This window comes from Halpernia sp. GG3 (assembly GCF_052976925.2).
This window is the reverse complement of sequence record NZ_JBRIIR020000009.1, coordinates 110,410-134,634: the sequence shown is the minus strand read 5'-3', so window position 1 is coordinate 134,634 and position 24,225 is coordinate 110,410. Positions and strand designations below refer to the sequence as shown.

Annotated in this window: 32 protein-coding genes; 29 read left to right on the top strand and 3 right to left on the bottom strand. The window is 33.3% G+C overall.

The features are described 5' to 3' along the window. The first annotated feature begins 13 nt into the window (after positions 1 to 13). The 4 genes from ACVBED_RS04070 (at position 14) to ACVBED_RS04055 (ending at position 2,767) form a co-directional block, all read left to right on the top strand. Positions 14 to 295 carry a hypothetical protein gene (locus ACVBED_RS04070; protein ID WP_473094546.1) on the top strand — a complete coding sequence of 94 codons (282 nt, stop codon included), beginning with the start codon at positions 14 to 16 and terminating at the stop codon, positions 293 to 295. Continuing rightward, positions 277 to 915 (top strand): hypothetical protein, encoded by a 639-nt coding sequence (locus tag ACVBED_RS04065; protein WP_447119694.1) that lies wholly within the window; start codon positions 277 to 279, stop codon positions 913 to 915. The genes ACVBED_RS04070 and ACVBED_RS04065 overlap by 19 nt, the downstream gene beginning before the upstream one ends. Before the next feature lie 180 nt (positions 916 to 1,095). Next, positions 1,096 to 1,923, top strand: a complete 828-nt coding sequence (locus ACVBED_RS04060) for a GLPGLI family protein (RefSeq protein ID WP_473094545.1) — start codon at positions 1,096 to 1,098, stop codon at positions 1,921 to 1,923. A gap of 259 nt (positions 1,924 to 2,182) precedes the next feature. Next, positions 2,183 to 2,767, top strand: a complete 585-nt coding sequence (locus ACVBED_RS04055) for a DNA N-6-adenine-methyltransferase (protein ID WP_473094544.1) — start codon at positions 2,183 to 2,185, stop codon at positions 2,765 to 2,767. Positions 2,768 to 2,772: 5 nt separating this feature from the next. Here the strand turns inward: ACVBED_RS04055 and ACVBED_RS04050 are convergent, their stop codons facing one another. Next, positions 2,773 to 3,888, bottom strand: coding sequence for a hypothetical protein (locus ACVBED_RS04050; RefSeq protein WP_473094543.1), 1,116 nt, complete (start codon positions 3,886 to 3,888; stop codon positions 2,773 to 2,775). 4 nt (positions 3,889 to 3,892) lie between these two features. After that, positions 3,893 to 4,105 carry a helix-turn-helix domain-containing protein gene (locus ACVBED_RS04045; RefSeq protein WP_447119683.1) on the bottom strand — a complete coding sequence of 71 codons (213 nt, stop codon included), beginning with the start codon at positions 4,103 to 4,105 and terminating at the stop codon, positions 3,893 to 3,895. A gap of 284 nt (positions 4,106 to 4,389) precedes the next feature. Between ACVBED_RS04045 and ACVBED_RS04040 the strand changes: the two genes are divergently transcribed. From ACVBED_RS04040 to ACVBED_RS03930, 23 genes are all read left to right on the top strand, one after another. Next, on the top strand, positions 4,390 to 5,541 hold the full coding sequence (locus ACVBED_RS04040) for an FAD-dependent oxidoreductase (protein ID WP_473094542.1): 1,152 nt from the start codon (positions 4,390 to 4,392) through the stop codon (positions 5,539 to 5,541). A gap of 239 nt (positions 5,542 to 5,780) precedes the next feature. Next, a complete protein-coding gene (locus tag ACVBED_RS04035) occupies positions 5,781 to 6,821 on the top strand; it encodes a S41 family peptidase (protein WP_473094541.1) in 1,041 nt (346 codons plus the stop codon). Positions 6,822 to 7,008: 187 nt separating this feature from the next. Further along, positions 7,009 to 7,395, top strand: a complete 387-nt coding sequence (locus tag ACVBED_RS04030) for a DUF1801 domain-containing protein (protein ID WP_447119679.1) — start codon at positions 7,009 to 7,011, stop codon at positions 7,393 to 7,395. Positions 7,396 to 7,636: 241 nt separating this feature from the next. Then, entirely contained in the window at positions 7,637 to 8,260 is a 624-nt protein-coding gene (locus ACVBED_RS04025) for a CatB-related O-acetyltransferase (RefSeq protein ID WP_447119677.1), read from the top strand. Between the two features lie 187 nt (positions 8,261 to 8,447). Further along, on the top strand, positions 8,448 to 8,822 hold the full coding sequence (locus ACVBED_RS04020; RefSeq protein WP_447119675.1) for a DoxX family protein: 375 nt from the start codon (positions 8,448 to 8,450) through the stop codon (positions 8,820 to 8,822). 2 nt (positions 8,823 to 8,824) lie between these two features. Further along, on the top strand, positions 8,825 to 9,043 hold the full coding sequence (locus tag ACVBED_RS04015; protein WP_447119673.1) for a DUF4287 domain-containing protein: 219 nt from the start codon (positions 8,825 to 8,827) through the stop codon (positions 9,041 to 9,043). A 369-nt stretch (positions 9,044 to 9,412) separates the two neighbouring features. Further along, entirely contained in the window at positions 9,413 to 9,754 is a 342-nt protein-coding gene (locus ACVBED_RS04010) for a hypothetical protein (protein WP_473094540.1), read from the top strand. Positions 9,755 to 10,131: 377 nt separating this feature from the next. Continuing rightward, positions 10,132 to 10,665 carry a carboxymuconolactone decarboxylase family protein gene (locus ACVBED_RS04005; protein WP_447119669.1) on the top strand — a complete coding sequence of 178 codons (534 nt, stop codon included), beginning with the start codon at positions 10,132 to 10,134 and terminating at the stop codon, positions 10,663 to 10,665. Between the two features lie 58 nt (positions 10,666 to 10,723). Beyond that, positions 10,724 to 11,140 (top strand): DUF1348 family protein, encoded by a 417-nt coding sequence (locus tag ACVBED_RS04000; RefSeq protein ID WP_447119667.1) that lies wholly within the window; start codon positions 10,724 to 10,726, stop codon positions 11,138 to 11,140. Between the two features lie 12 nt (positions 11,141 to 11,152). Next, on the top strand, positions 11,153 to 12,031 hold the full coding sequence (locus tag ACVBED_RS03995) for a helix-turn-helix domain-containing protein (protein WP_473094539.1): 879 nt from the start codon (positions 11,153 to 11,155) through the stop codon (positions 12,029 to 12,031). Between the two features lie 200 nt (positions 12,032 to 12,231). Beyond that, the gene (locus tag ACVBED_RS03990) at positions 12,232 to 12,489 is read left to right on the top strand and encodes a hypothetical protein (protein WP_447119661.1); all 258 of its coding nucleotides are present in this window, start codon (positions 12,232 to 12,234) and stop codon (positions 12,487 to 12,489) included. A gap of 239 nt (positions 12,490 to 12,728) precedes the next feature. Beyond that, complete coding sequence (locus ACVBED_RS03985) at positions 12,729 to 13,157, top strand: DUF6326 family protein (RefSeq protein WP_447119659.1); 429 nt, start codon at positions 12,729 to 12,731, stop codon at positions 13,155 to 13,157. Between the two features lie 21 nt (positions 13,158 to 13,178). Then, entirely contained in the window at positions 13,179 to 13,880 is a 702-nt protein-coding gene (locus tag ACVBED_RS03980; RefSeq protein ID WP_447119657.1) for a DUF4386 domain-containing protein, read from the top strand. After that, the gene (locus ACVBED_RS03975) at positions 13,861 to 14,148 is read left to right on the top strand and encodes a hypothetical protein (RefSeq protein ID WP_447119656.1); all 288 of its coding nucleotides are present in this window, start codon (positions 13,861 to 13,863) and stop codon (positions 14,146 to 14,148) included. The genes ACVBED_RS03980 and ACVBED_RS03975 overlap by 20 nt, the downstream gene beginning before the upstream one ends. Positions 14,149 to 14,152: 4 nt before the next feature. Further along, positions 14,153 to 14,590 (top strand): cupin domain-containing protein, encoded by a 438-nt coding sequence (locus tag ACVBED_RS03970; RefSeq protein ID WP_447119654.1) that lies wholly within the window; start codon positions 14,153 to 14,155, stop codon positions 14,588 to 14,590. Between the two features lie 316 nt (positions 14,591 to 14,906). Continuing rightward, positions 14,907 to 15,281, top strand: coding sequence for an ArsR/SmtB family transcription factor (locus ACVBED_RS03965; protein ID WP_447119652.1), 375 nt, complete (start codon positions 14,907 to 14,909; stop codon positions 15,279 to 15,281). Continuing rightward, complete coding sequence (gene merTP, locus ACVBED_RS03960) at positions 15,278 to 15,877, top strand: mercuric transport protein MerTP (protein ID WP_447119650.1); 600 nt, start codon at positions 15,278 to 15,280, stop codon at positions 15,875 to 15,877. Before ACVBED_RS03965 ends, merTP begins: the two co-directional genes overlap by 4 nt. Continuing rightward, entirely contained in the window at positions 15,877 to 16,083 is a 207-nt protein-coding gene (locus ACVBED_RS03955) for a GDCCVxC domain-containing (seleno)protein (protein WP_447119648.1), read from the top strand. The genes merTP and ACVBED_RS03955 overlap by 1 nt, the downstream gene beginning before the upstream one ends. A gap of 348 nt (positions 16,084 to 16,431) precedes the next feature. Next, a complete protein-coding gene (gene mnmH, locus ACVBED_RS03950) occupies positions 16,432 to 17,454 on the top strand; it encodes a tRNA 2-selenouridine(34) synthase MnmH (protein WP_473094538.1) in 1,023 nt (340 codons plus the stop codon). Positions 17,455 to 17,459: 5 nt separating this feature from the next. Further along, positions 17,460 to 18,500, top strand: a complete 1,041-nt coding sequence (gene selD, locus ACVBED_RS03945) for a selenide, water dikinase SelD (protein WP_447119644.1) — start codon at positions 17,460 to 17,462, stop codon at positions 18,498 to 18,500. Between the two features lie 442 nt (positions 18,501 to 18,942). Beyond that, entirely contained in the window at positions 18,943 to 19,461 is a 519-nt protein-coding gene (locus ACVBED_RS03940) for a GNAT family N-acetyltransferase (protein ID WP_447119642.1), read from the top strand. A 354-nt stretch (positions 19,462 to 19,815) separates the two neighbouring features. After that, positions 19,816 to 20,697, top strand: a complete 882-nt coding sequence (locus ACVBED_RS03935) for a chitinase (protein ID WP_447119640.1) — start codon at positions 19,816 to 19,818, stop codon at positions 20,695 to 20,697. Positions 20,698 to 20,845: 148 nt separating this feature from the next. Then, entirely contained in the window at positions 20,846 to 21,994 is a 1,149-nt protein-coding gene (locus ACVBED_RS03930) for an alpha/beta hydrolase fold domain-containing protein (protein ID WP_447119638.1), read from the top strand. 15 nt (positions 21,995 to 22,009) lie between these two features. Here the strand turns inward: ACVBED_RS03930 and ACVBED_RS03925 are convergent, their stop codons facing one another. Further along, the gene (locus ACVBED_RS03925; protein WP_447119636.1) at positions 22,010 to 22,966 is read right to left on the bottom strand and encodes an NAD-dependent epimerase/dehydratase family protein; all 957 of its coding nucleotides are present in this window, start codon (positions 22,964 to 22,966) and stop codon (positions 22,010 to 22,012) included. Between the two features lie 131 nt (positions 22,967 to 23,097). Between ACVBED_RS03925 and ACVBED_RS03920 the strand changes: the two genes are divergently transcribed. Together ACVBED_RS03920 and rpsF are read left to right on the top strand one after the other, a co-directional pair. After that, positions 23,098 to 23,583 (top strand): GNAT family N-acetyltransferase, encoded by a 486-nt coding sequence (locus ACVBED_RS03920; RefSeq protein ID WP_447119634.1) that lies wholly within the window; start codon positions 23,098 to 23,100, stop codon positions 23,581 to 23,583. A gap of 297 nt (positions 23,584 to 23,880) precedes the next feature. Next, positions 23,881 to 24,222 (top strand): 30S ribosomal protein S6, encoded by a 342-nt coding sequence (gene rpsF / locus ACVBED_RS03915; RefSeq protein ID WP_447119632.1) that lies wholly within the window; start codon positions 23,881 to 23,883, stop codon positions 24,220 to 24,222. Positions 24,223 to 24,225: the final 3 nt, after the last annotated feature.

Sequence of the window (24,225 nt, the reverse complement as noted above, 5' to 3'; positions counted from 1 at the left end):
TTTCACCGACAAATTGCAAACTCAGACTATGTTTATAATTGAAGACGAATCACACGCTGAACCACAAAAGGGAGAATTTCAAACATTTGAAGATGCATTTGGTGAATTGGAAAGAATATCTAAAATTCCTTGGGACGAAATACCAAATCGATGTCCTTGCACAAATTGGAAAGACTGTGGAAGAAATTATCAAATTATTGAATACGACACGACACAAACACCTTGGAAAGAGTTACAGCGAAAAGACATATTGACAATATCAGCCAAAGAAATAACATGGACGACAGACAAATAAAAACGCCCTATAACAGCAGCTACCCAAAAGGCGGGGTTTCATGTTCCAAAGACAGTTTAGTGCTTAATCAAACATTAGTTTTTCAAATCAAGTTTTGTGGTGAAAGTCCCGCCCTTCGGGTAGCTGCAAAACGTTATAAGCAAGCTTTCCCGACGAGACACTATATGGAAATACTAGGAAGAATACTTGAAAGAGAAATAAAATTTGAAGTTTACGATACTTCCAAAAATTGGATTGCAGAATTCCCAAATGGAAATTGGTGTTTGGTTATAATTGCTGAAGAAGAAAACAGAAATTATTTTGACGAGATAATCCGAAAAGCAATCGACAGAAATGTAGGCTATATTCATAGTGTTGGTAAACAGCATGATTTAATTCATGACTTAGCTGACGAAGAAATTGTAATTCGTGATGTTGAAAATCTTTATTTGCCAAAGCATGTGATTATGACAACTGGAGATGAAGATTTTGAAAATGGGATTTGGTTTGGAACTTATGTAACACATAATGATGAAACAGAAATCAATCAAGTGGTAATTTTAGATGTAACTAAAAAAGCATTTGAGAAAACTGCCGAGTTAATTGAGAGATTTGAATTAGGTTACGTGCCAGAAGAATAAAAAGCCTGCTTATAACAGCCGTTTCTCGCAATTGCGAATTTTGTAGTAAGTTCACGTCTACGTTTCGCAAGAATTTTTATCTTTAACAGAAAATAATTCGTTCCGAACTTCGCAACTGACGAGAAGCGGCGGAACGTTATCTGCTATGTTAAACAAGATTACGTTTTAAAAATAAAATTAATGAATAAAACTTTTTTTCTATTTATTGTGATTTCAAGTATTTTTTGCAAATCTCAAACTAACAGATTTATTTACGAATTAAATTATAGAAATAATTCTAGTGAAGATTATCGCAAAAATTCAATGGCATTGGACATAAATCCGACTTCGACAAAATTTTATGACTACGATTTTATTGAGTATGATTCAATAAATAAAAATTCAGGCGAATCAGTTTCTCGTTACAGTACAAAAACTGACCAAATAATTGTTCGACAACCAAATTCTTTTAGAAACAAGCGATACCGTGATTTCTTCGATTATTTTGTTGAAGAAACAAATGACGAACTGAAATGGAAATTATTTCCTGATACTCAAATGTACAATGAGTACAAACTTCAAAAGGCAACAACAGAATTTGGAGGAAGAAAATGGATAGCGTGGTTTTCAAATGACGTAAACATTTCTGAAGGACCGTATAAATTTCGAGGTTTGCCTGGAATGATTTTTTTACTGCAAGATTCTGAAAATGACTTTGTCTATAAACTCGTAAAAAATAACAAGTTAGAGCAGACATACAATACAAATGAATTTTTAGAAACTCATTATGGTAAAACAGCGCTTCCAATAAATAGTAAAAAGTTTAACAAATATATAGAGGAAATTTATCAAAATCCTCAACGTATGTTTGCTGATAGAATAAAGAGTGGGGAAAAAGCAAATTTTAAAAATGAAACTGTTGAATCTATTGACGAACTAAATCGAAAAAAAACAATGTTACAAAATGGAATTAAGGGACGCTACATTTACGTTGAAAAAGATTCAAAGCCGAATTTTGAAAACAAATAAATAGAAGAAACACATTAGATAACAGCGGTTTTGCAATAGTGCGGAATTTTCGCCAAGTTTGAAGATTTTGTATATTTTGAAATTTAGTATTTAATAGAAAGATTTATCATTTTTGGCCGCACCATCGCAAAGCCGCAAAACGTTATGCCTCATTGTCTGAGAACCGTACGTTGAAAAGAAAATCCCTTAAAAATTAAAAATATTATTTGTATAATTAAAATAATTGTACGTATATTTGCATACTAAAAGTAGCGTAATTATGAGTGCAGGAAGAACAGTAAATACACAAAGTCAAAGTTGGGGAACACCTTTAAAATACGTAAAGGCTGTAAAATCCTTTTTCGGTGGAAGTATATCTCTCGACCCTTGCTCGAATGAATACTCTATAGTGAATGCTGAAACTGAATACTTATTACCAAAAAATGATGGATTAAAAGAAGATTGGAATTTCCCAACAATATACATAAATCCACCATATGGTTCAGACAGAGAACGCAAAACAACAATTAAAAATTGGTTAGCTAAATGTGCTTTAGCACATAGTAAATATAAATCAGAAATTTTAGCATTAATTCCTGTTGCTACAAATACAAGTCATTGGAAACAAAGCATATTCGGAGAAGCAACAGCAATTTGTTTTCTATATGACACCAGATTAAAATTTCTCGAAAATGGTTTGGATATTGGCAAAGGTGCACCTATGTCTTGTTGTATTGTATATTGGGGTAATGATTATGAAAAATTTTATAATTTATTCATCGAACATGGTGCAGTTATAAATATATCAAATTTAAAAGGTGAAGAAATAGGTTTAGAAAGAAAAAAACTTAAATTAGCTTTGTAACAAAGCTAATTTAGTTCTTCAATAACTAATCTATTGGTTGCTTCAACAACTTCGTGCTTAAACTTTACAAAGTTTTCACTATCCATATCTTTTAAAATTTTCCCATCAAAATTCTGAATAATAGCATTAACTAAAGTTCTAACTTCTTGTGAAGTTCTGTAATTAGTCTTTGTAATCATATTTTGTGAATTTACACCAAACGTAATCTCAAACTGTGAAAAAAGATAAACTAAAACTTCATCAGGAATATACAAATTATAATCGTTGCATAATCTAACCATTGAGCGACTTTTTTCCTCCCAATGAGAAATTTCTCCAATTACTAATATAGAAACAAACGATTTATTTAAAGACTTATCAAATTGTCCTAGAACTTTTTTTCTAACATCAAGCGAAACAAAAGAAGCTTGTTTAGCTTTTTCAGGTGTCTGTGGTCCAGGCAAAGACTCATTTACATTTATACTTTTAATGTTGTTCCCAGACAAGGTTTCAATCTGTATAATTATACATTTTTTTAATGATCTTGGGATTTCTGATAAAGCATTCCCAGAACCCAAAACATGTAAATTATTATCTATATCCAACGAAATCAACAATTGAGATTTTGCCAAACAATTGTATTCAAAAATTTGTTCAGTTATATCATCATTATCAGTATTAGACTTTAATGTTTTTATCCTAATATTGTTTGGAGCGGTCGCAACGGAATCAACCAAAATTGACCACTTAAAATTTGTTCCAGTTGGAGAAATTGTAAATGAATATCCATTTGTTAAGTTAAAATCAACTTTATTTTCAGCTTTTGCCTTCCAATCTTTAAAATTAGATTTTACTGTTTGCTCAACACCTACTTTCTTACATTCTATAAGTCCAAATAAATCTGCTGACCTTTTTGAAGGCAGATTATTTTGATTAAAATTGTAAAATGAAAATTCAACTTTATGCTTAGCAGTTGTAGCTCCTTCTACTCCATCTTCAATAATCAAAAAGTCCGTTAAACTTTGTTCATTATTAATCATACCCAAAGTTAATAATTCAATTGCATCACCAACTTTTCTGCCAATTTGATGACCTTTTTGACCTAATCCTTGAGTATATTTGAAAACATCTGATAAATACATATAGTTATTTTAGCAATTCGATTAAAGAAATATTTAAACCATTAGCAATTTTCTCAATATTTACGAGAGTGATATTTTTCTCTGCTCTTTCAATCATACCAATATAGGTTCTATGAACATTAGCCAAATCTGCTAACTGCTCTTGTGAAAGATTTTTTGAAACTCTAAGTTCTCTAACTCTTTCGCCAAACTTTATGGAAATAGATTTTTTAGTCATATTGCTAATTTCAGTATGCAAAACTAAACTTAAACAGAAGTTTTTACAACCTACTAAAGGTAGCAATTAGGTGTTTGATTAACTTTGTGGAAAAAACAACGAAGGCATAACAGCGGTTTTAAGAAATTGGGGTTTTTGGGCTTAATTTAAAGTTTGTTTTGTACTTTTGAAATTCGGTGTTTAATCGAAAGTTTCGGGCTTACAAATCCCCAACTTCTTAAAGCCGCGAAACGTTATAGCCAATTTTACAGACGACCGTGCAAACATCAACAGACAGACAAAATATGAACGACCATTTACTAAAAAATAAAAAAGTAGTCATCATCGGTGCAGGACCAGTTGGGCTGACAATGGCAAAATTGTTACAGCAAAACAACATTGACTTAACCGTTTACGAAAGAGATGCAGACCCACAAGCAAGAATTTGGGGAGGAACACTTGACCTTCACAAAAGTTCGGGACAAGAAGCAATGAAAAAAGCAGGGTTGCTACAAACTTATTATGACTTGGCGTTGCCTATGGGAATAAATTTTGCAGACGAATATGGCAACATTTTATCTACAAGAAATCCAACACCCGAAAACCAGTTTGACAATCCAGAAATAAACAGAAACACTTTAAGAAAAATGTTGCTTGACAGCTTGAAAAGCGACACAGTTTTTTGGGACAGAAAACTCACAGGACTTGAGGAACAAAACGGAAAATGGAATTTGGAATTTGAAAACAAACCGAGAGTAACTGCGGACTTTGTTATCATAGCGAATGGTGGAATGTCCAAAGCAAGAAACTTTGTTTCGGACAGCGAAATAGAAGAAACCGGTACTTTTATTGTTCAAGGTGACATTCATCAACCCGAAACCAACTGCTCTGAATTTTTCCAGTTGTGCAACGGCAACAGACTAATGACCGCACATCAAGGAAATTTATTAGTTGCAAATCCATTCAACAATGGTGCGTTATCTTACGGTATCATTTTTAAAAAACCAGAAGAATGGAATAACCGAAAAGGATTAGACTTTCAAAATACCGACAGCGTAATTGAGTTCCTTTTAAGCAGACTTTCAAATTGGGATGAAAAATATAAACAGTTAATTCGTTCAACAACATTTTTTGTTGGTCTACCAATAAGAAAGTTTCCACTGGACAAACCTTGGAAAAGCAACCGTCCATTACCAATAACACTAATTGGCGACACGGCTCATTTTATGCCACCTTTTGCGGGACAAGGCGTAAACATTGGACTAATGGACACTTCGATTTTGTCTGACAATCTCACAAGTGGAAATTTTGAAACCATACAAGGTGCTATTGACGACTACGAACAAAAAATGTTTGTTTATGCAACAGAAGCACAAGAAGATTCATGCAAGAATGAAATCGAAATGCGTAAACCCGACTTTTCATTTCAAAAACTTATCAATGCAACAGAACTCTAACTTGACAGAAAAAACGGCACATAACACGGGTTTTGCATTAGTGGGCGGACAGTGCGAATAGAAACATTTGAGCAATTAATAAACGTTAGTGCTGGTAGACAGTTTTCGGTTTCAAAAGCCCGCCATCGCCAAGCCCGAAACCTTTACCAGCCATTGTAGAGCGAAACCCCAACAAACATCAAATCGAACGAAAGCAACTATATTCAAATATTTACTTGCTTGCTTTTATAAAACATAGAATGAAAAAAATAATATTAATAATTTCTACTTTCTTTATCACAACAAATTTATTGAATGCGCAAAATGTTAAATTTAAAAATGACAGCGTTAAACAATACATTGATAAAACTTTTTCAATTATCCAGCATAATGCATTGAATAAAAATAAAATAAACTGGGATTCTTTAAGGATGGATATTTATGAAAGAACGAAAAACGTTAAAAACATTGAAGAGGCCCTTCCTATCTATCCCTATTTATTTGAAAAAATAGAAGACCATCACGGATGGTTGAGTTATAAAGACAAGAATTATCGTTGGAACAAAAATTCCCAAAAACAAAAAAATGAAATTATAAAAGATGCTGTAAAAAACAAAAAAAAGGTCTATATGACTTTACTCAATAAAAATATTGGTTATTTAAGAATTCCAGGAAATAATGATTTTGGTGCAAAAAAAATGGACAGTATCGCCAATAATATTGTTGACGAAATCAATAAGACAAATTCAAATAAAATAAAAGGATGGATAATTGATTTAAGGGTAAACACGGGTGGAAATATGTATCCGATGATTGCAGGAATAAGTGATCTTATTGGTGATAATGAAAAATTAGGTGGATTTGTAACTTCTGACAATCAATCAGACGGACAATGGTTATTGAAAAACGGCAATATTTATGTCGATTCTAATCAAGTTTTAGATAGAAAAAAATTAAAAAAGCCTATTAAGAAACAATTACCAATAGCTGTTTTAATAAGTGGCTATACAGCAAGTTCAGGAGAAATGACTGCAATATCCTTGATTGGAAGGAACAAAACAAAATTATTTGGAGAAGAATCCGCTGGCTATACGACAACAAATCAAGGTTTTAAGATTGATGGAAATTCCGGACTGAACTTAGCTGTTGGTTATGTTACTGACAGAACTGGAAAAGTCTATGTTGAAAACGTTAAACCTGATTTTGAAGTAATTAGCGGAGATGATTTTGATAATTTAAAATATGATAAAAAAATTATTGAATCGCTTAAATGGCTTAAAAAAGAAACAACGAACCGCTAACAGCCGTTTGGCTAGATTGGGGTTTTAGGCAAAATTTAAAGTTGGTCTTGTATTTGAAAATTTTGTGTTTAACAGAAATATTAATCTTAATTTGGTCCCCAACCTCGCCAAGCCCGAAACCGTTGTGCGGCATTTTAAAAAACGACAACACAACTGATTTAAAAAAGGCAAAAGACAATGTGATGAATTGAAAAATATTAACAGGACAATTGTAAAAAAGATGGAAAGGGAAAATGAAGAATTTGAAAAGGCAATACGAAGCTTTTCAGACGACATCAAAAATATTGCAAGACAAACAAGACAATTGATTTACGACATTTTACCAAATGCTGTTGAGGTTGTTTGGGTGCAACAAAAAAATACGGGATTTGGTACAGGAATAAAGAAAAAGACAGAACATTTTTGCTGGATAATGCCTGCAACCAATCATGTAAATTTAGGATTTAACTATGGCGCGGAACTTCCGGACCCTAAAAGTCTGCTCGAAGGGACAGGCAAATTATTTAGACACATCAAAATCAAATCTATTGAACAATTATCTGACAAAAACTTAATTAAACTTCTGAAATATTAAACGACATACAGAGTTCCTAAAATTGAAAATAGTTCTAAATAAAAACAACGAACCGCTAACTAACAGGGGTTTTGCAAAATGGTGAAATTTGTGGTAAATTCACGTTTATATTGCGCAAGAAATTTTATTTTTAACAGAAAATAATCGGTTACGAAGTTCGCAACCTAGCAAAGCCGAGTACCGTTGTGCGTCACTTTAAAAACCCTTCAAGTCGGCTAAAAAAACGACCTAATTTGTATATATGAGATCACCAGACAAAGACCAAAAATTTCCTTTAGCAAACTATGAAAGACTTTGTTTTTTGAAAAACGTCATCCAAAATCCGAACATTATTGTAGGTGACTATACTTATTATGATGATTTTGAAAATGTAGAGAATTTTGAAAAAAATATAAAGTATCATTTTGATTTTATCGGTGACAAATTAATTATTGGAAAATTTTGCATGATTGCTTCGAACGTGACTTTTATCATGAACGGAGCTAATCATTTAACAGACTCAATAACTTCATATCCATTTGCCATTTTTGGACACGATTGGTCAAATGCAATGGAAGGGAAATCTTATCCAACAAAAGGAGACACAATAGTTGGGAATGACGTCTGGATTGGTTGTAATGTGACTATTATGCCAGGAATAAAAATAGGTGACGGAGCAATTATAGCGACCAATTCAACCATAACCAAAGACGTTGAACCTTACACAATTGTTGGTGGGAATCCTGCGAAAGAAATAAGAAAGAGGTTTACTGAAAAAGAAATTATTAAGCTTTTAGAAATAAAGTGGTGGAATTGGACTATCGAAAAAATCACGCAAAATTTAAAACACCTGACTGACAATAAAATTGACAATTTGTACCAATAAAAAAGCGAACGCACAACAAAGGTTTTGCAAAAATGCCGGGTGAAGTGGTTTATGATAATTCTCTACTTTTAACTCCGTTAGATGCTAGGCAACAAAGTTATGGTTTCTAACCGCCATCTTCGCAAAGCCTCAACCGTTAGCGGTCATTGTACCGAAACTCACGAAAGATAATAAAGGAAAATAAAAAATGAAGAAAGAAAAAATAGTATTTTGGACAGCGACAACAATCATCGCTTTATTTGAAGGTGTAATGCCGGCAATGACTTCACAATCAGAATTGGCAAAAGAAGGAATTAGACATTTGGGCTATCCCGAGTATTTTGGAAACGCATTGGTTATTTTTAAGATTTTAGGAGTTTTAGCATTAGTTATTCCACAAGTTCCTAAACGAATAAAAGAATGGGCTTATGCAGGTTTTGCTTTTGACTTTATTTTTGCATCAATCAGTCACGGAGCAGTTGACAGAGTAAATGGACAAACATTTTTTCCATTGGTTATATTCGGAATTTTAGCCGTTTCATACATTTACTATCATAAATTAAACTCTAACAAAATTAAATAATTATGTCGTTTCAAACATACATAGACAACATAAAAGCCAAGACAGGAAAGACACCTGCTGACTTTAAAAAAATGGCAGAGAAAAAAAAATATATCATTGACGGAAAACTTAATCCTAAAACAAAAGCAACGGAAATTACGAATTGGCTTAAAGAGGAGTTTGAATTAGGACACGGACACGCAATGGCAATTTTCGCAACATTCAAAGGAAAAACCGAATGACAAAAAACAACGAACCGCTAACAGACGTTTGGCAAAAAAGCGGGTTCAGTATTTCAATGAAGCTTTGTACTTCGTATCAAGTTCATTGCTGGCAGACAGTTTAGTGCTCCTAAATAGCCAACTTCTTGTAGCTGCAAAACCTTGGGAAAAATCACCCTTTGGGACGATTTTTCCCAACGTCCGGCTCGGCTTCGCCCACCGTTATAGCCAACTGCGGTGGACGTGTCAGCGGACACATCCACCTTCATTGACAAATTAAAATACATGGAATATACGTTAAGGACAGAACACCCTGACTTACTCAGCACGCAGACACTAATGACGCCCAACGGATACCGTACTCACTCTGTCATAAAATTCGACTTATACTTGCAAAGAAAATTCCCCGATAAAGACTACTTCATTAATCAAGATGCTTTTGCTGACCTTTATCAGAAGATGATTAATAAGTTTAATAACGGTATAAAAAATAACAACGAAAGTTACTTCAATTCTTCAGGGACTTTAGAGAAAATTACAATTGACTCGTTAAAATTTTACCAAAAAGAGGTTGGCATTGATGGCCCCAAACATTCCGACATTAATGATCCTGTTTTCATTATCAAAACCAACAGCGATTTCATTCTATACAATGGTTACCATAGATTACTAAGCAAGATTGAAAGTCAAGAAAAAGACATTCAAGGTTTCATTTTATCAATTGACAATTAAACAACTGTTCGGTGGAAAAGGGGAACAGCAGAACTTACACATTGATAACCACAGCTGGCTATAACAACGGCTAATAAAACATGGCTGGCGAAGAGCAAAACAAAGTTTATTTCATTAAATTTGCTTTATCGGTTATCAAAAGCGGTCTCATTAAACGCCACGTTTTTTAGCAGAGCCGGACGTTAGGTGCAAGCGGATCGACACCCTACATAGACAGAAAATCCAACAAAAATAAAGACAGACAAAAACCTCTACTTACAAAAGAAAGCTCTGCAGGAAAAATTGTCCATCTACTTGCGTACATTATCCATTTTAAGAAAGTATATATCATTGCATTTTTGCATCGTCAATAATGATATAACTTAAAAAAATTAAAAATGGCAAATTTTAAAGTTCCAAGCAGAGGAGAAGTATCTGCTAACAATCAAGAGATTTTTGATAATCTAAACAAGGGTTTAGGTATGGTTCCGAATCTTTATGCTGTAATGGCATTATCTGATACAGCCTTAGAAAACTATGTTGCTTTGCAAAATGCTAAAACCACTTTTTCAAACAAAGAAAAGCAAGCGGTTAATTTAGTAGTAAGTCAAGTTAATGAATGTCATTACTGCCAATCTGCACATACCTTATTAGGCAAAATGAATGGATTAACCGAAGAGCAAACTATTGAAATTAGAAAAGGGAATGCTTCTTTTGATAATAAATTGAACGCCTTAGTTATCCTTGCTAAAGAAATAACTTCAAAAAAAGGCTTTGCTTCAACTGATGCTGTGGATGCTTTTATTGATGCTGGATACAAAAAAGGTCAAGTTGTTGAATTGGTGTTTTTAGTTGCTGAAAAAACCGCTATGAATTATGTACACGCCATTACAAAAGTTGAAATAGACTTTCCCTTGGCTAAAGAAATTTAATAATTAAAAGGGTTACCTTATTTCCTTTTAGGTAACCCCTTTTTAAAACAAATAAAAAATGGAAAACAAACGATACCCGGTTCCACCATTTACAATGGAAACAGCTTTACAGAAAGTGCAATCAGCCGAAGATGCCTGGAATACAAAAGACCCTGAAAAGGTTTTTATGGCTTATACCATTGATACGGAATGGAGAAATAGAACCGATTTTATAAATGGCAGAGAAGAAGTAAAAGAATTTTTAAAACGGAAATGGGAAAAGGAATTGGATTATAAACTCAAAAAAGAATTATGGGGTTTTCGTGAAAATAGAATGGCTGTTCGATTTGAATACGAATGGCACGACCAAACAGGACAATGGTTTCGGAGCTATGGTAACGAACTTTGGGAGTTTGACGAAAACGGATATATGCAAAAACGGTTTGCAAGTATCAATGATATGCCCATTAAAGAAACAGAGCGAAAATTAAAATAATACCTTTGTAAAATGACAAACCAGACAGTTTTTACATTGGTAAATCCTCAAAACGGAAACTTAGCTTTCAAACTCTTTTCGTTTGAAGACAATAGTTATTTTGACCATTTACAGCGTAACAATTACTATTCACTTATTTGGTTTACGCAAGGTAACGGAAAAGTAAAAGCAGATTTTTTGGAATATGATTTTATGGCAAATAGTTTATTTGCTTTTTCGCCTTATCAGCCCTTTATGTTGTCGAGTGATAATAATTTAGGTGGTATCGCTTTGCAATTTCATCCAGACTTTTTTTGCATACACAAACATCAAGCAGAAGTTGCCTGTAATGGCGTATTGTTCAATAATATTTACAATCCACCATTGATTTCAATTGACGAAAATTCAGCAACAACATTTAAAATGTTGTTGAGCCAAATAAAAACAGAAATGCAAAATTCGGCATTAGCACAATACGAATTATTGATTTCATATTTAAAAATATTTTTAATAACGGCATCACGACTAAAAACTGAACAAGAGCCACAAGCTTTGCAAGCAGTTGCTAACATTAAAGAACCTTTTATACTTCAAAGTTTAAAAGATGCCATTGAAAAAGATTTTAAAACGAAACACTCGGCAAGTGATTACGCAAAATCATTAAATATTTCACCCAAAGCATTAGCCAAAATTACCAAAGCACATTTCAACAAAACAATAACAGATTTAATTTCTGAAAGAATTATTATTGAAGCCAAACGAGAATTGTACTTAACAAACAAAGCAGTCAAAGAAATTGCCTATGAATTGGGTTATCAAGACGAATACTATTTTAGTCGTTTTTTTAAAACCAATGCAGATATTTCACCACAAATGTATCGAGATACAGTTGGCTTTGGACGAGGTGTATAAATGAAATCAAAATAGTATTCTTAATCAGATGAAGATAATAAATAAACAAACATATACGACAAAAAATGCCAGCATCTAAAATGGGTTTGGCAAAAGTGAGGCTTCGGTGCTAGGCTGAACATTTGTACTTTCTATTAGCTTTTGTACTAAATTTAAACTTTCGCACTTTCTAATCCCAACCTTTGCCAAGCCCGAAAACATTGGTAGCAATATTACCAAAAATCGTAGAAATAATGCTTTCAGAAATAATCACTAATTTAATTCAATCTGTTGAACTTGTATCCGTTGATAATCAGAATTGGACTAAAAGTTACTTTGACAAGAATCTGAACGAAAGTTGGCTAAGTTATTACGTAAATACTATAAATAGAAAAAATATTATAGGAAAATCACAAAACCAAATCGAATTTGACAACAAATATTATAAAGAAATCGCTGAAAGAGCAAATAAACTCTAAAATACTGCTGGTAACAGCGGTTTTGCAAGATTGCGAATTTTGTGGTAAATTCACATTTACGTTTCGCAATTAATTTTATCTTTAACAGAAAATAATCGGTTACGAATTTCGCAACATCGCAAAGCCCTAAAACGTTATATGCAAAACTACCGCAGAACATTTCCTAACTGACATTGAACAATGAATATTTATTTCTTTTGTAACATTTTCAAACACCAAACGTAATACGCAATTAAACTATGGACTCAAATAAGACAAGCACAAGTGGTTTTGAAGATTTCAAAATAAATGTAAAAATTAAACTTTCCCTTCTTTGGACATCTGTAACACTTTGTTATTTATATGGCGACTATTTTGAGTTGTATGTTCCTCAAAAAACACAAGGACTTGTTAATGGCGTAAATATGTTAGACACTCCAATGAAATTATTTGCGGCATCCTTACTTTTAGTTATTCCTGCATTAATGGTTTTTTTGTCTATAATTTTGAAATCATCTGTAAATAGAAGGCTGAATATTATTCTTGGATTATTTTATACAGCAATTATGATATTGATTGCATTGACTTCAATTACACCTTGGCGAATTTTTTATGTGTTTTTAGCAATAGTAGAAAGTTGTATTACTTCATTAATCGTATGGTTTGCTTGGAAATGGACAAAAAATTAATTGATAAATAATAACCCAATTATGACGACAGAATTTTCAAATAAAAAAATAGCACGAATTGCAGGACTTTTATATTTAGGGGTGGTATTGACAGGAATTTTTAGTTTAATGTATGTTCCTTCCAAACTTATTGTGTCGGACAACGCATCATTAACTTATCAGAATATTACTTCTTGTGAATCACTTTTCAGACTTGGCATTGTTAGTGGGTTATTATGTTATATTTTCTTTCTTTTCTTACCACTTGTACTTTACAAATTATTAAAATCTGTCAATGAAAATTTTGCAAAACTTATGGTTCTCTTAGCGGTTTTGAGTGTACCCATATTTTTCTTAAATGTTCAAAATGAATTTACCGTTCTTTCGCTTGTGAATAGTACAAACAACCATTTTGGCTTTTCGGCAGAACAAATTCAATCACAGGTTATACTATATCTTGACCACTATGACAATGGTATGCGAATTGTTCACATATTTTCAGGACTTTGGTTATTTCCGTTTGGATATTTAGTTTTCAAATCAGGATTTTTACCTAAAATTTTAGGTGTATTATTAATGCTTGGCTGTTTTGGTTATCTAATAAATTTCGTAGGACACACTCTAATTCCAACTTATTCTAAAATTGGAATTTCATCATACGTAAGTTTGCCTGCAAGCCTTGGCGAAATAGGTACTTGTTTATGGCTATTAATTATGGGAGTAAATGACAAAAAAGCAACTTAACGAGAAAAACGACAGCAGCCAACAATTAGGTTTGGCTTTATTGGAGCAGAACGTTGGAACTTCAGCATTTTATTGCTGTTGCACTTCAGTCCGGGTAGGACGTTTTTCAATTTGGCTTTTAGTTTTTAACTTCATCATTAGTTTTTCAATTAGGCTTCAGTTATGGGAAGAAGGAATTCTTAATTTCCCCCAACGCCAAGCCCTATCGTTACCAGCAAGTTTGACGGACAACTCAATTAACCTTTATAAAACAATTAATAAAATCTAAGTTTATGACCAATAACAAAGAAATAATTAAGATAGGACAACTAGAAATCAAATTTCTGCTTGAAGCCTCAGACACAAATGGACATTTAACAATGTTTGAGTTTTTAGTACCAAATGGTGCCAAGGTTCCATTGCCTCATTATCACGAAAGCTTTGACGAAGTTATCTATGGACTTGAAGGTACTATGAGCTTTATTATAGATGGAAAAGCTATAGACATATTACCAGGACAAACTTATTTTATTCCACGAGGAATAGTTCATGGATTCAAAAATTCAAACGAACTAGATGCCAAAGCATTAGCTGTATCAACCCCCGGATTAATTGGACCTGAATATTTCAAGGAGGTTGCGGAAATTGTGAATGCAGGCGGACCACCTGACATTTTGAAAATGAAATTAGTTTTTAAAAAGCATGGACTTGTACCCATAATGAATATGTAGCATGACAGTAAATAACGAAAAAAAACCAGCCGCTAACAAGGGATTTGGCGTTATTGGGGCGGGACGTTGATAACTTCGGCTTAGGTTCGCTATCAGGTTCGGTTTCGGTTTGACGGAATGCTATTTGGCTTTTTTGTTTTTATCTTCAACTTTTAAAACAACATTGGGCTTCAGTTGTCGGCAGACGTTTTTCAAATATCCTAACAACGCCAATCCCTTTTCCTTGTACCTCATTATAAAAACCGCGTCAATAAATAAATATAATATTATGTATTAAAGTATTTGCTTAAATAAGAAATAAATGTAATTTTGCATTATGGAAAATAAATCTTGTATAAGACAACAAGCCGATATCGAACAAATAAATCGTTGCAAATACACAGTTTCGGAACTAAACGAATCGTTTGACTATTTAGCAAATGGACTTTCATTAGTCGGAAATAGTGTGCGACTGAAAATACTTTACCTACTTTTTGATGAAAAAAGACTTTGCGTTTGTGATTTAAGCGATATTCTCGGAATGAATATTTCTGCTATTTCTCAACACTTAAGAAAAATGAAAGACAGAAATCTATTAGAAACAGATAGAGAAGCTCAAACGGTTTTTTACTCACTCACAGCAGAATATAAAAAAATGCTGAATCCATTTTTTGAAATACTTGATAAAAACAAAATTTTAGAAACGGTATGAAAAGTGAAAACAAAATAATTGGTGCAGGTTTATTTACTGCAATTACGGCTTCATTATGCTGTATTACACCAGTTTTGGCTCTAATCGCTGGAACAAGCGGAATTGCTTCAACATTTTCTTGGATAGAACCTTTTAGACCTTACCTAATTGGACTAACAATTTTAGTTCTTGTTTTTGCTTGGTATCAAAAACTAAAACCTCAAAAAGAAATTGACTGTGAATGTGAGACGAACGAAAAACCGAAATTTATTCAGTCAAAAAAGTTTTTAGGAATTGTAACTGTATTTGCAATTGTAATGTTGGCTTTTCCATACTATTCAGGAATTTTTTACCCAAACACAGAAAAGCAAATAATAGTAGTTGACAAATCGGACATTAAATCAACTGAATTTAAAATTAGTGGAATGACTTGTGTGAGTTGCGGGGAACACGTAAATCGCGAAATAAATAAACTCAACGGAATTGTAAACTCAAAAGCATCCTACGAAAATGGAAATGCAATCATAGAATTTGACAAATCCAAAACGAACGAAACGGAAATCGAGAAGGCAATTAACTCAACAGGTTATAAAGTAACCGACAAAAAAGAAAACTAATGGAAATTCATTTAAAATCAGAAATCACTTGTCCAAACTGCGGACATAAAAAAGTAGAAGATATGCCAACAAACGCTTGTCAATTTTTCTACGAATGCGAGGCTTGTAAAACGGTTTTGAAACCGAAAGAAGGTGATTGTTGTGTTTATTGCTCTTACGGAAGTGTAGCTTGCCCACCAATTCAAGAAAATAAAAATTGTTGTTAGACCAAATAAATAACGAGGTACAACAGCGGTTTTGCAAGATTGCGAATTTTCTGCTAAATTCACGTTTACGTTTGGCAAGAAATTTTATCTTTAACGGAAAATAATCGGTTACGAACTTCGCAACCTCGCCAAGCGGCGAAACGTTGCGCTATTTATAAAATTTTATCAGACAGAATATAAATTAAAAGATTATTCTTTTTTTTTGCTTCACGACGCGGAATTGAAGCCCCAATAATTTTATCTTTGCAGATATTTCAATCGATACTAAAACTATTGAGCGAAATTATTTAAATTAAGAAACTCTCGTTCTAAAATAAGAGTTGCTTTCAAAATTATATAAAATTTGTAATGAAACAAATTATTTCCATAGACTTTTACTTTCAGCATTTAGCGCATATCCCACTTATTGATGTGAGGTCGCCTGGAGAGTTTGCAAAAGGACACATTCCAAATGCTACTAATCTTGAATTATTTACGGATGAAGAACGCGCAGTTGTTGGTACTGCTTATAAAAAAGAGTCTAAAGAACGGGCAATTGAAATTGGGTTTGAGTATGTAAAGCCCAAACTAAATGATTTTGTGACTAAATCTATTAGAATTGCGCCTACAAAAGAAGTTGTAATACATTGTTGGCGTGGAGGCATGAGAAGCAACGCCTTTGCCGATCATCTTATTGAAAATGGTTTTGAAAAAGTTTACTTTATTGAAAAAGGATACAAAGCTTTTAGAAATTACGTATTACAATTTTTTGAACAACCCTTTAATCTTAAAATTCTAGGCGGCTATACTGGTACTGGCAAAACTGAAATACTGTATTCTTTAAAAAAGAAGGGGCAACAAGTTGTTGACTTGGAAGGATTGGCCAATCATCGGGGTTCCGCTTTTGGAGGGATAGATCTTCCACCTCAGCCAACAACTGAGCAATTTGAAAATAATCTGTTTTCGATAATGCAAAGCTTAGATCCTACCGCACCAATATGGGTTGAAGATGAAAGTAGATTAATTGGACAAGTGTCAATTCCTACTGCATTCTATTTAAAAATGAGAGATATGCCTGTTTATTTTTTAGATGTTCCCCTGCAGGAAAGAGTAGCACATCTTGTGGATACTTATGCAAGTCTCAGCCAGGATAAACTAGCCGATGCAATTACCCGAATTACTAAAAGACTTGGTTACGACAATGCTAAATTTGCTTTGGTGGAACTCGAAAATAAAAATTACCACAAAGTGGTAGAAATCATGCTGATATATTACGACAAATATTACTTAAAAGGATTACAACAACGAGAAGTTTCTAGAATTCTAGAATTTAAAATCCCCACTGTGAATCCTGAAGAAACCGCAGGGTTTTTAATAAACTTACTAAATTAAATAAAATGAATGAAGATATAAAACTAACAAGTTTTAGTCACGGCGCAGGTTGCGGATGCAAATTATCACCAAAAGTATTAACTACAATATTAAAATCTACCACGCCAAAATTAGAAGACCCTCGCCTTTTGGTGGGTAACGATACTAGAGATGATGCTGCGGTGTACGACATGGGAAATGGAACAGGAATCATAAGTACGACTGATTTTTTCTTACCCATCGTAGATGACCCTTTCACTTTTGGAAGAATTGCTGCTACTAATGCATTGAGCGATGTATATGCCATGGGCGGAAAACCATTAATGGCAATAGCAATCTTAGGCTGGCCAATTGATAAATTATCCCCAGAAGTGGCCGCTCAAGTAATGGAAGGCGGTAGAAAAGCCTGCGCTGATGCGGGAATAATAATCGCCGGTGGTCACAGTATTGATAATCCAGAACCTATTTTTGGACTCGCCGTTACAGGGTCAGTTGTGATCTCTAATTTAAAATGCAATGATAAAGCAGAACCAGGAAGTATCCTTTATCTCACCAAACCGTTGGGTGTTGGGATTTTAGCTACGGCACAGAAGAAAGGTGTCTTAGAAGATGAACATCAAAATATTGCTTCTAATTCGATGACCATTTTAAATGATGTAGGTTTAGAACTGTCAGAAATGGAAGAAGTAACTGCCTTAACAGATGTAACTGGATTTGGACTCATGGGTCATTTATTAGAAGTGTGCGAAGGAAGCAATGTATCTGCTAATATTAACTATAGCAAAGTGCCAATTTTTAAAGAAATTCATGGCTATCTTGATAAAAAATGCGTCCCTGGAGGAACTCTAAGAAACTGGGACAGCTATGGTAATAAGCTTAATATTGAGGACGAAAGGCGACGACATATCTTATGTGATCCACAAACCAGTGGCGGATTATTAATTGCTGTCAGAAAAGAGGCTGCTGAAAAAGTGGAATCAATTCTTAGAAGTAAAGGACTTTATGCTGAACCAATAGGAGCACTGATAGAAAAGTCAGAATGGCCAATATATATTAATGATAAATAATATTGACCAAGACGATCTCAAAAATTAGAAAAATTACGATGCAACAAAACCTATAAGTATTAGCGCCATCCGTTACACTAATGCTCACATTTAAAGCGTAATATGCTACCAAACTATAATTACGGTAACGAGAAGAAGTTTAAAACAGTTATATTTTTCAAGCAGAGCTTATAATTTTGACTTTGAAATTTATAATGAACGAAATAAAAATTGGAATGATGCAGAAGTGGAAATTTTTGTTTCTATTAAATAATCACAATTAATTTTCTTATCTATTTTAATTACTTTAATGTTGTAAAAATGTGGATGATGCTTAATTTAAGTAATTAAATAAAAAATGACAACCGAAAATAAGATTTTGGTGAACAAAATCAAATTGATTTCATTAAGGCGCTGCATTTATACTATATTCGGAGTGACGAAATTTTACCATCAATAAACAATGATTTCAATAATAAAAGCAAGCGAAAAAGATAATAAAGTAATTGTAAGTATCGGCAAAAATTCCGTAGCTGATGCGCATAAAGGAAGTTGTCCTCAGGAAGACCTTGATGCATATATTGCTGCTAATTATAACGACAGTGCGATTAAAAGTGAACTAAACAATAGTAACAATATTTATCATATCCTTTATTATCAAGATAAAGCAGTTGGTTTTTCAAAAATTATTTTGAATGCTAAACACAAAAATATTAATTTAGAAAATGCTGCTAAATTGGACAGAATTTATTTGCTAAATGATTTCCAGGGTTTAAAACTTGGATTTGAACTTTTAAAACACAATGTAGATTTTGCAAAAAATAACGGTCAGATCGCAATTTGGTTGTACACCTGGACAGGCAATTCGAAAGCAATAAATTTTTATAAAAAATTTGGTTTCGAGATTGTAGGCAGTCATAATTTTTATGTCACGCCAACATCCAGTAATTTAAATCATCAAATGCTTTTAAGTTTTAAATGAGCAGTTTACAAAAGTTAAGATTTTGCTGAATAGATAAGTCTTTTACTGATTCCGGACTGTTTATTTTTTTTAATTATTGAACTTCTGAGAATGCCCGAAAAGCTTATCAATAAATTAGCCTCTCGATAACAATATTATTTTTTTAACTATACCCGCAGTGATAAATTTAGACTTGAAATGATTGAACTAAGAACAAGTAATAGTTGTTGCGGCTAAAAATTTTACTATAAATTTACCTAGATGTTTGACTAAAATTTTATAATTATGATATTAAATTCTGATAAATATTGCACTATAAATCAAGCACAAATTAATTACAACTACTCAAAAACCATTTACACATATCTTTTTTAAATGAAACAATTATTAATTTTAATGGCATTTGGTTTGTCCGTCAATTTATCGTCTCAAACGATGATACCATTTCAAAAACCATTAAAACTGACTCAAAACAGATCTGTTAAAAATACATTGAAACTTTATTTAAATGAAAAAAAATGGAATGAAATTTTTCCCAATAGGTTTGGAGTTAATAAAAAAAACAAAGAGAAGACTTGCGTTGACTTCTATTCTTTCAAGGCCTTTCTAGCAGCAGCAAGTTATTTTCCAGAATTTTTAAAAGGTGATCCGCAAACTCAGAAACGAGAATTGGCGGCATTTTTAGCAAATATTGCACAAGAAACAAGCGGTGGTTGGGCAGAAGCGCCGGGAGGTTATTTTAAATGGGGCCTTTATTTTTTAGAAGAACAACAAAGCGGTTTACAAGATGATTATACAGATTTTTCAAAGGTTAATTATCCGCCTACAGTTGGTAAAAAGTATTTTGGTCGTGGTCCTAAACAGTTGAGCTGGAATTATAATTATGGACAATTCAGTGAAGCATGGTTTGGAACAAAAGACACTTTATTAAAAAATCCTGAATTGCTATCTCAAGATCCGGTGATTTCTTTCGCGTCTGCAATTTGGTTTTGGATGATGCCGCAATTTCCGAAACCATCTTGCCACGAGGTTATCACGGGAAAATGGATACCTTCAGAAAACGATGTTCAAAATGGGCGATTGCCTGGATTTGGAGCAACAGTAAACGTGATCAATGGCGGCGTGGAATGTGGAAGTGGCACCGATCTGGAAAAAACGAATTACCGATATCAATATTACAACTATTTTTGTACTTATTTTCAAGTTTCAGCTGGCGATAATCTTAAATGCACCAACCAGAAACCTTTTGGACGTTAATTTTCTTAATATTAAAATATTTTACGTTGCGTTTTTCGCATAAAAAATTTCATCTTTAAAATAATAGTAATCGTGGAATTTTTAAACTTATAAAAACGCGCAAAGTCTACTTTCAAAATTAAATCGTACATAAACTTAAAACAAAATAATGATACGCATAATCCTCATCATCATTCTCTTTATACTTTCTCTTGTTAATTTTTTTCCCGTTCCTAGCCAAAGCACTTGGTATGTAGGGATTGCAGTTCCTGAATTTCCGTGGATTTTTATGATTGTGGCATTAGCACTTTTTATTTGGAGCTGGTATTCTAAAAAATTTAGAAAATTTACTTTGATAATGAGCGTTATTACTTTTATGACTTTAACATCCCCGATAGTCCGTGCTTATAATGTTGGAAGGAGTTTAGACAAAAATCTAGAAAATGCGTATGGTGTAAAAGATTCTGATATGACGGGTTTTCACCAAAAGAAACCATTTAGTTTTTTTCAAATGTTTACTGGAAATGGTGCAAAAAATATTCCTTTTAAAACTTACACTTTTGCAAAACCCGCAGGTGTTGATCTCACTTTAAATTTTACACCTTCTGCCCTTCCCGGCATTCGTCCGTGTTTGGTAGTCGTTCATGGAGGTTCATGGAAACAGGGAAATAACAGCGAAATTGCGGCAGAAAATAATTATTTTGCTAATGTTGGCTATCAGGTGGCAACAATTAGCTACAGACTTGCGCCAAAATTCCCTAGTCCGGCACAGCAGGAAGATCTGCATTCCGCTTTTAAATGGCTTCGTTCTCATGCAACTGAATTAAAAATTGACACCACAAATTTTGTTTTATTAGGAAGATCAGCGGGTGCGTCAATTGTTTTAACGATGGCGTACACGGGACATGAAAACGGTGTAAAAGGCGTGGCTGGTTTTTACGGCGCAATTGCTTTGCCCTGGAGTTATAAAAACCCTGATAATCCCTGGATAATGGATTCCAAAAAGGTGGAACGTGATTTTTTAGGTGGAACGCCAGAACAAGTTCCAGAAAGATATAATGCAGAATCACCTTTATTTCATGTGACCAAAGATTCTCCGCCAACATTTCTGGCGCACGGTTGCAACGATGCCCACGTTTGGCATGTGCAAAGTGTGGCGTTAAAAAGAGAACTTGACAAGCATAAAGTTAAGAATTATTTACTCACTATTCCTTGGGGAACGCATGGTTTTGAATATAATCTAAATGGTCCGGCCGGACAATTATCAATGTATTCTTTATGCCGGTTTTTTTATTCTGTTACACAAATGAAAAAATAGCAAACTGATTCTTATCTATTTACCGAGTTTAATTTTTAAATTCTTGATCATGTCTTTCGTCATTTCAGAAATACCGAAAGTATAAGATAAATCCCAATCTTTTTTGGCAATAGAATCATCAATCGAAGCTGGCCAGGAATCTGCAATTTCTTGGCGAAAATCAGGCTGATATGAAATTTCAAATTCCGGAATTTCTTTTTTAATTTCTGCCGCTAATTCTTTTGGCGTAAAAGACATTCCACCTAAATTATATGCAGTATGAATACTCAGTTTTTCCTTAGGTGCTGCCATTAATTTTAAAGTAGCGTCAATGGCATCGTCCATATAAAGCATCGGCATCGCCGTATTTTCTGTAATGTAACTGGTGTATTTTTTTTCTTCTAAAGCTTCGTAAAAAATTTCTACCGCATAATCTGTCGTTCCGCCACCAGCAGGCGTTTTCCACGAAATTAATCCAGGGTATCTGATACTTCTCACATCAACACCATATTTATCAAAATAATATTCGCACCATTTTTCTCCGGACATTTTGGAAATACCGTAAACTGTTGTTGGATTTAAAACCACATCCTGTCCCACATCTTCTTTCGGAATTCCTGTCCCAAAAACAGCAATTGAACTGGGCCAGAAAATTTTAGCAATTAATCCTTCTTTTGCCATTTCACAGAAATTAAGCAAAGGTTCTACGTTTAATTTCCACGCGAAAAGCGGCTGTTTTTCTGAAGTCCCGGAAAGTAAAGACGCTAAATGATAAACTGTGGTAATTTCATAATCTTTAATGACCTGCCTTACCAGCTCTGTATTAGAAACATCCATTCTTTCATAATAACCGGCAGATGTTAAATCTTTTTGCCATCTGTCTAAACCAGAAGCGACCACATTTTCAGCACCATGCATTTCTACAAGTCGGTTTGTGAGTTCCGTCCCAATCTGTCCTAAAGCGCCTGTAATAAGAATTTTTTCTGTGATCATAGTTTATTGTATTACTCGCAAATTTAATAAAATTTAAGGTTGAAAAAAATTGTAAAGGCTTTATTTAAATTAAAAATCATTACATATGTGAAGTTGAATTCATATTTTTGAACTATTAAAAAATAAACTAAATGAGTAATCCAGAATTTATTATCAGGAAAGCAACTGAAATTGATACAGTATTGATTTTTGATCTAATTAAAAAGTTAGCGACATATGAAAAAATGGAAAATGATGTGGTGGCTAGTGTTGAACAGTTAAAGGAAAACATTTTTAAAAACAACTTTGCCGAAGTTGTAATTGCGGAAGAAAATTCTAAACCGGTCGGATTTGCTTTGTATTTCTTTAACTTTTCCACTTTTTTAGGAAAACCAGGACTTTATCTGGAAGATTTATTTGTGGAAGATGATTGTCGCGGAAAAGGTTATGGTAAAAAATTGCTATTGCATTTAGCTAAAATTGCGAAAGAAAAAAATTGCGGCAGAATGGAATGGTCGGTTTTAAACTGGAATGAACCTGCGATTAAATTTTATGAATCTTTGGGTGCCAAAGGAATGGCTGAATGGACAGTTTATCGATTAGATAATAAAACAATTGCTGACCTAATTTCCAAATAATCCAATTAGGCGGTTTTTTTTATCAGAAAATTATAAATTACCCAGTTGGGACTTAATTGCAGAGAAATTATAACACAGAATATGTCGCAGCCCGACCTGAGCGGAAATCCTTTTTTTGCGGTTGGTAAAGCTTTAGCAATAAAAAGATTGAGAGTGGAGGGCGGATGAAGCTGCCCAAAGAAAATTAATATTAATAAGTGTAACGAAATCACACCATTTAATCTCTAAAATCTACTTTTATTTAAATAATATTTCATATTTTTGCACCTTGAAATTATTAACAACTAATTTACAATTATGAACAATTACGAAACTGTTTTCATTTTAACTCCCGTTCTATCTGAAGCGCAGGTAGAGGAAGCAGTACAAAAATTTGAAGATCTATTAACTTCAAACAAATGCGAAATCGTTGCCAAAGAAAAATGGGGACTTAAGAAATTAGCATATCCAATTCAATTGAAAAAGAATGGATTTTACACTTTAGTTGAATTTAAAGGCGAAGGAACTGTGGTTGCAGATCTGGAATTGGCTTTTAAACGTGACGAAAGAGTAATCCGTTATTTGACGACAAAATTAGATAAACATGCTATCGAATGGGCTGTAACCAGAAGAGCAAAAAGAAAATCTGCGAAAGCTTAATTA

Excerpts from the sequence above, each read along its gene's own strand:
- ACVBED_RS04065 (WP_447119694.1), top strand. The coding sequence starts at position 277 with ATGGACGACAGACAAATAAAAACGCCCTATAACAGCAGCTACCCAAAA.
- ACVBED_RS04060 (WP_473094545.1), top strand. The coding sequence starts at position 1,096 with ATGAATAAAACTTTTTTTCTATTTATTGTGATTTCAAGTATTTTTTGC.
- ACVBED_RS04055 (WP_473094544.1), top strand. The coding sequence starts at position 2,183 with ATGAGTGCAGGAAGAACAGTAAATACACAAAGTCAAAGTTGGGGAACA.
- ACVBED_RS04050 (WP_473094543.1), bottom strand. The coding sequence starts at position 3,888 with ATGTATTTATCAGATGTTTTCAAATATACTCAAGGATTAGGTCAAAAA.
- ACVBED_RS04045 (WP_447119683.1), bottom strand. The coding sequence starts at position 4,105 with ATGACTAAAAAATCTATTTCCATAAAGTTTGGCGAAAGAGTTAGAGAA.
- ACVBED_RS04040 (WP_473094542.1), top strand. The coding sequence starts at position 4,390 with ATGAACGACCATTTACTAAAAAATAAAAAAGTAGTCATCATCGGTGCA.
- ACVBED_RS04035 (WP_473094541.1), top strand. The coding sequence starts at position 5,781 with ATGAAAAAAATAATATTAATAATTTCTACTTTCTTTATCACAACAAAT.
- ACVBED_RS04025 (WP_447119677.1), top strand. The coding sequence starts at position 7,637 with ATGAGATCACCAGACAAAGACCAAAAATTTCCTTTAGCAAACTATGAA.
- ACVBED_RS04020 (WP_447119675.1), top strand. The coding sequence starts at position 8,448 with ATGAAGAAAGAAAAAATAGTATTTTGGACAGCGACAACAATCATCGCT.
- ACVBED_RS04015 (WP_447119673.1), top strand. The coding sequence starts at position 8,825 with ATGTCGTTTCAAACATACATAGACAACATAAAAGCCAAGACAGGAAAG.
- ACVBED_RS04005 (WP_447119669.1), top strand. The coding sequence starts at position 10,132 with ATGGCAAATTTTAAAGTTCCAAGCAGAGGAGAAGTATCTGCTAACAAT.
- ACVBED_RS04000 (WP_447119667.1), top strand. The coding sequence starts at position 10,724 with ATGGAAAACAAACGATACCCGGTTCCACCATTTACAATGGAAACAGCT.
- ACVBED_RS03995 (WP_473094539.1), top strand. The coding sequence starts at position 11,153 with ATGACAAACCAGACAGTTTTTACATTGGTAAATCCTCAAAACGGAAAC.
- ACVBED_RS03985 (WP_447119659.1), top strand. The coding sequence starts at position 12,729 with ATGGACTCAAATAAGACAAGCACAAGTGGTTTTGAAGATTTCAAAATA.
- ACVBED_RS03980 (WP_447119657.1), top strand. The coding sequence starts at position 13,179 with ATGACGACAGAATTTTCAAATAAAAAAATAGCACGAATTGCAGGACTT.
- ACVBED_RS03975 (WP_447119656.1), top strand. The coding sequence starts at position 13,861 with ATGACAAAAAAGCAACTTAACGAGAAAAACGACAGCAGCCAACAATTA.
- ACVBED_RS03970 (WP_447119654.1), top strand. The coding sequence starts at position 14,153 with ATGACCAATAACAAAGAAATAATTAAGATAGGACAACTAGAAATCAAA.
- ACVBED_RS03965 (WP_447119652.1), top strand. The coding sequence starts at position 14,907 with ATGGAAAATAAATCTTGTATAAGACAACAAGCCGATATCGAACAAATA.
- merTP (WP_447119650.1), top strand. The coding sequence starts at position 15,278 with ATGAAAAGTGAAAACAAAATAATTGGTGCAGGTTTATTTACTGCAATT.
- ACVBED_RS03955 (WP_447119648.1), top strand. The coding sequence starts at position 15,877 with ATGGAAATTCATTTAAAATCAGAAATCACTTGTCCAAACTGCGGACAT.
- mnmH (WP_473094538.1), top strand. The coding sequence starts at position 16,432 with ATGAAACAAATTATTTCCATAGACTTTTACTTTCAGCATTTAGCGCAT.
- selD (WP_447119644.1), top strand. The coding sequence starts at position 17,460 with ATGAATGAAGATATAAAACTAACAAGTTTTAGTCACGGCGCAGGTTGC.
- ACVBED_RS03940 (WP_447119642.1), top strand. The coding sequence starts at position 18,943 with ATGATTTCAATAATAAAAGCAAGCGAAAAAGATAATAAAGTAATTGTA.
- ACVBED_RS03935 (WP_447119640.1), top strand. The coding sequence starts at position 19,816 with ATGAAACAATTATTAATTTTAATGGCATTTGGTTTGTCCGTCAATTTA.
- ACVBED_RS03930 (WP_447119638.1), top strand. The coding sequence starts at position 20,846 with ATGATACGCATAATCCTCATCATCATTCTCTTTATACTTTCTCTTGTT.
- ACVBED_RS03925 (WP_447119636.1), bottom strand. The coding sequence starts at position 22,966 with ATGATCACAGAAAAAATTCTTATTACAGGCGCTTTAGGACAGATTGGG.
- ACVBED_RS03920 (WP_447119634.1), top strand. The coding sequence starts at position 23,098 with ATGAGTAATCCAGAATTTATTATCAGGAAAGCAACTGAAATTGATACA.
- rpsF (WP_447119632.1), top strand. The coding sequence starts at position 23,881 with ATGAACAATTACGAAACTGTTTTCATTTTAACTCCCGTTCTATCTGAA.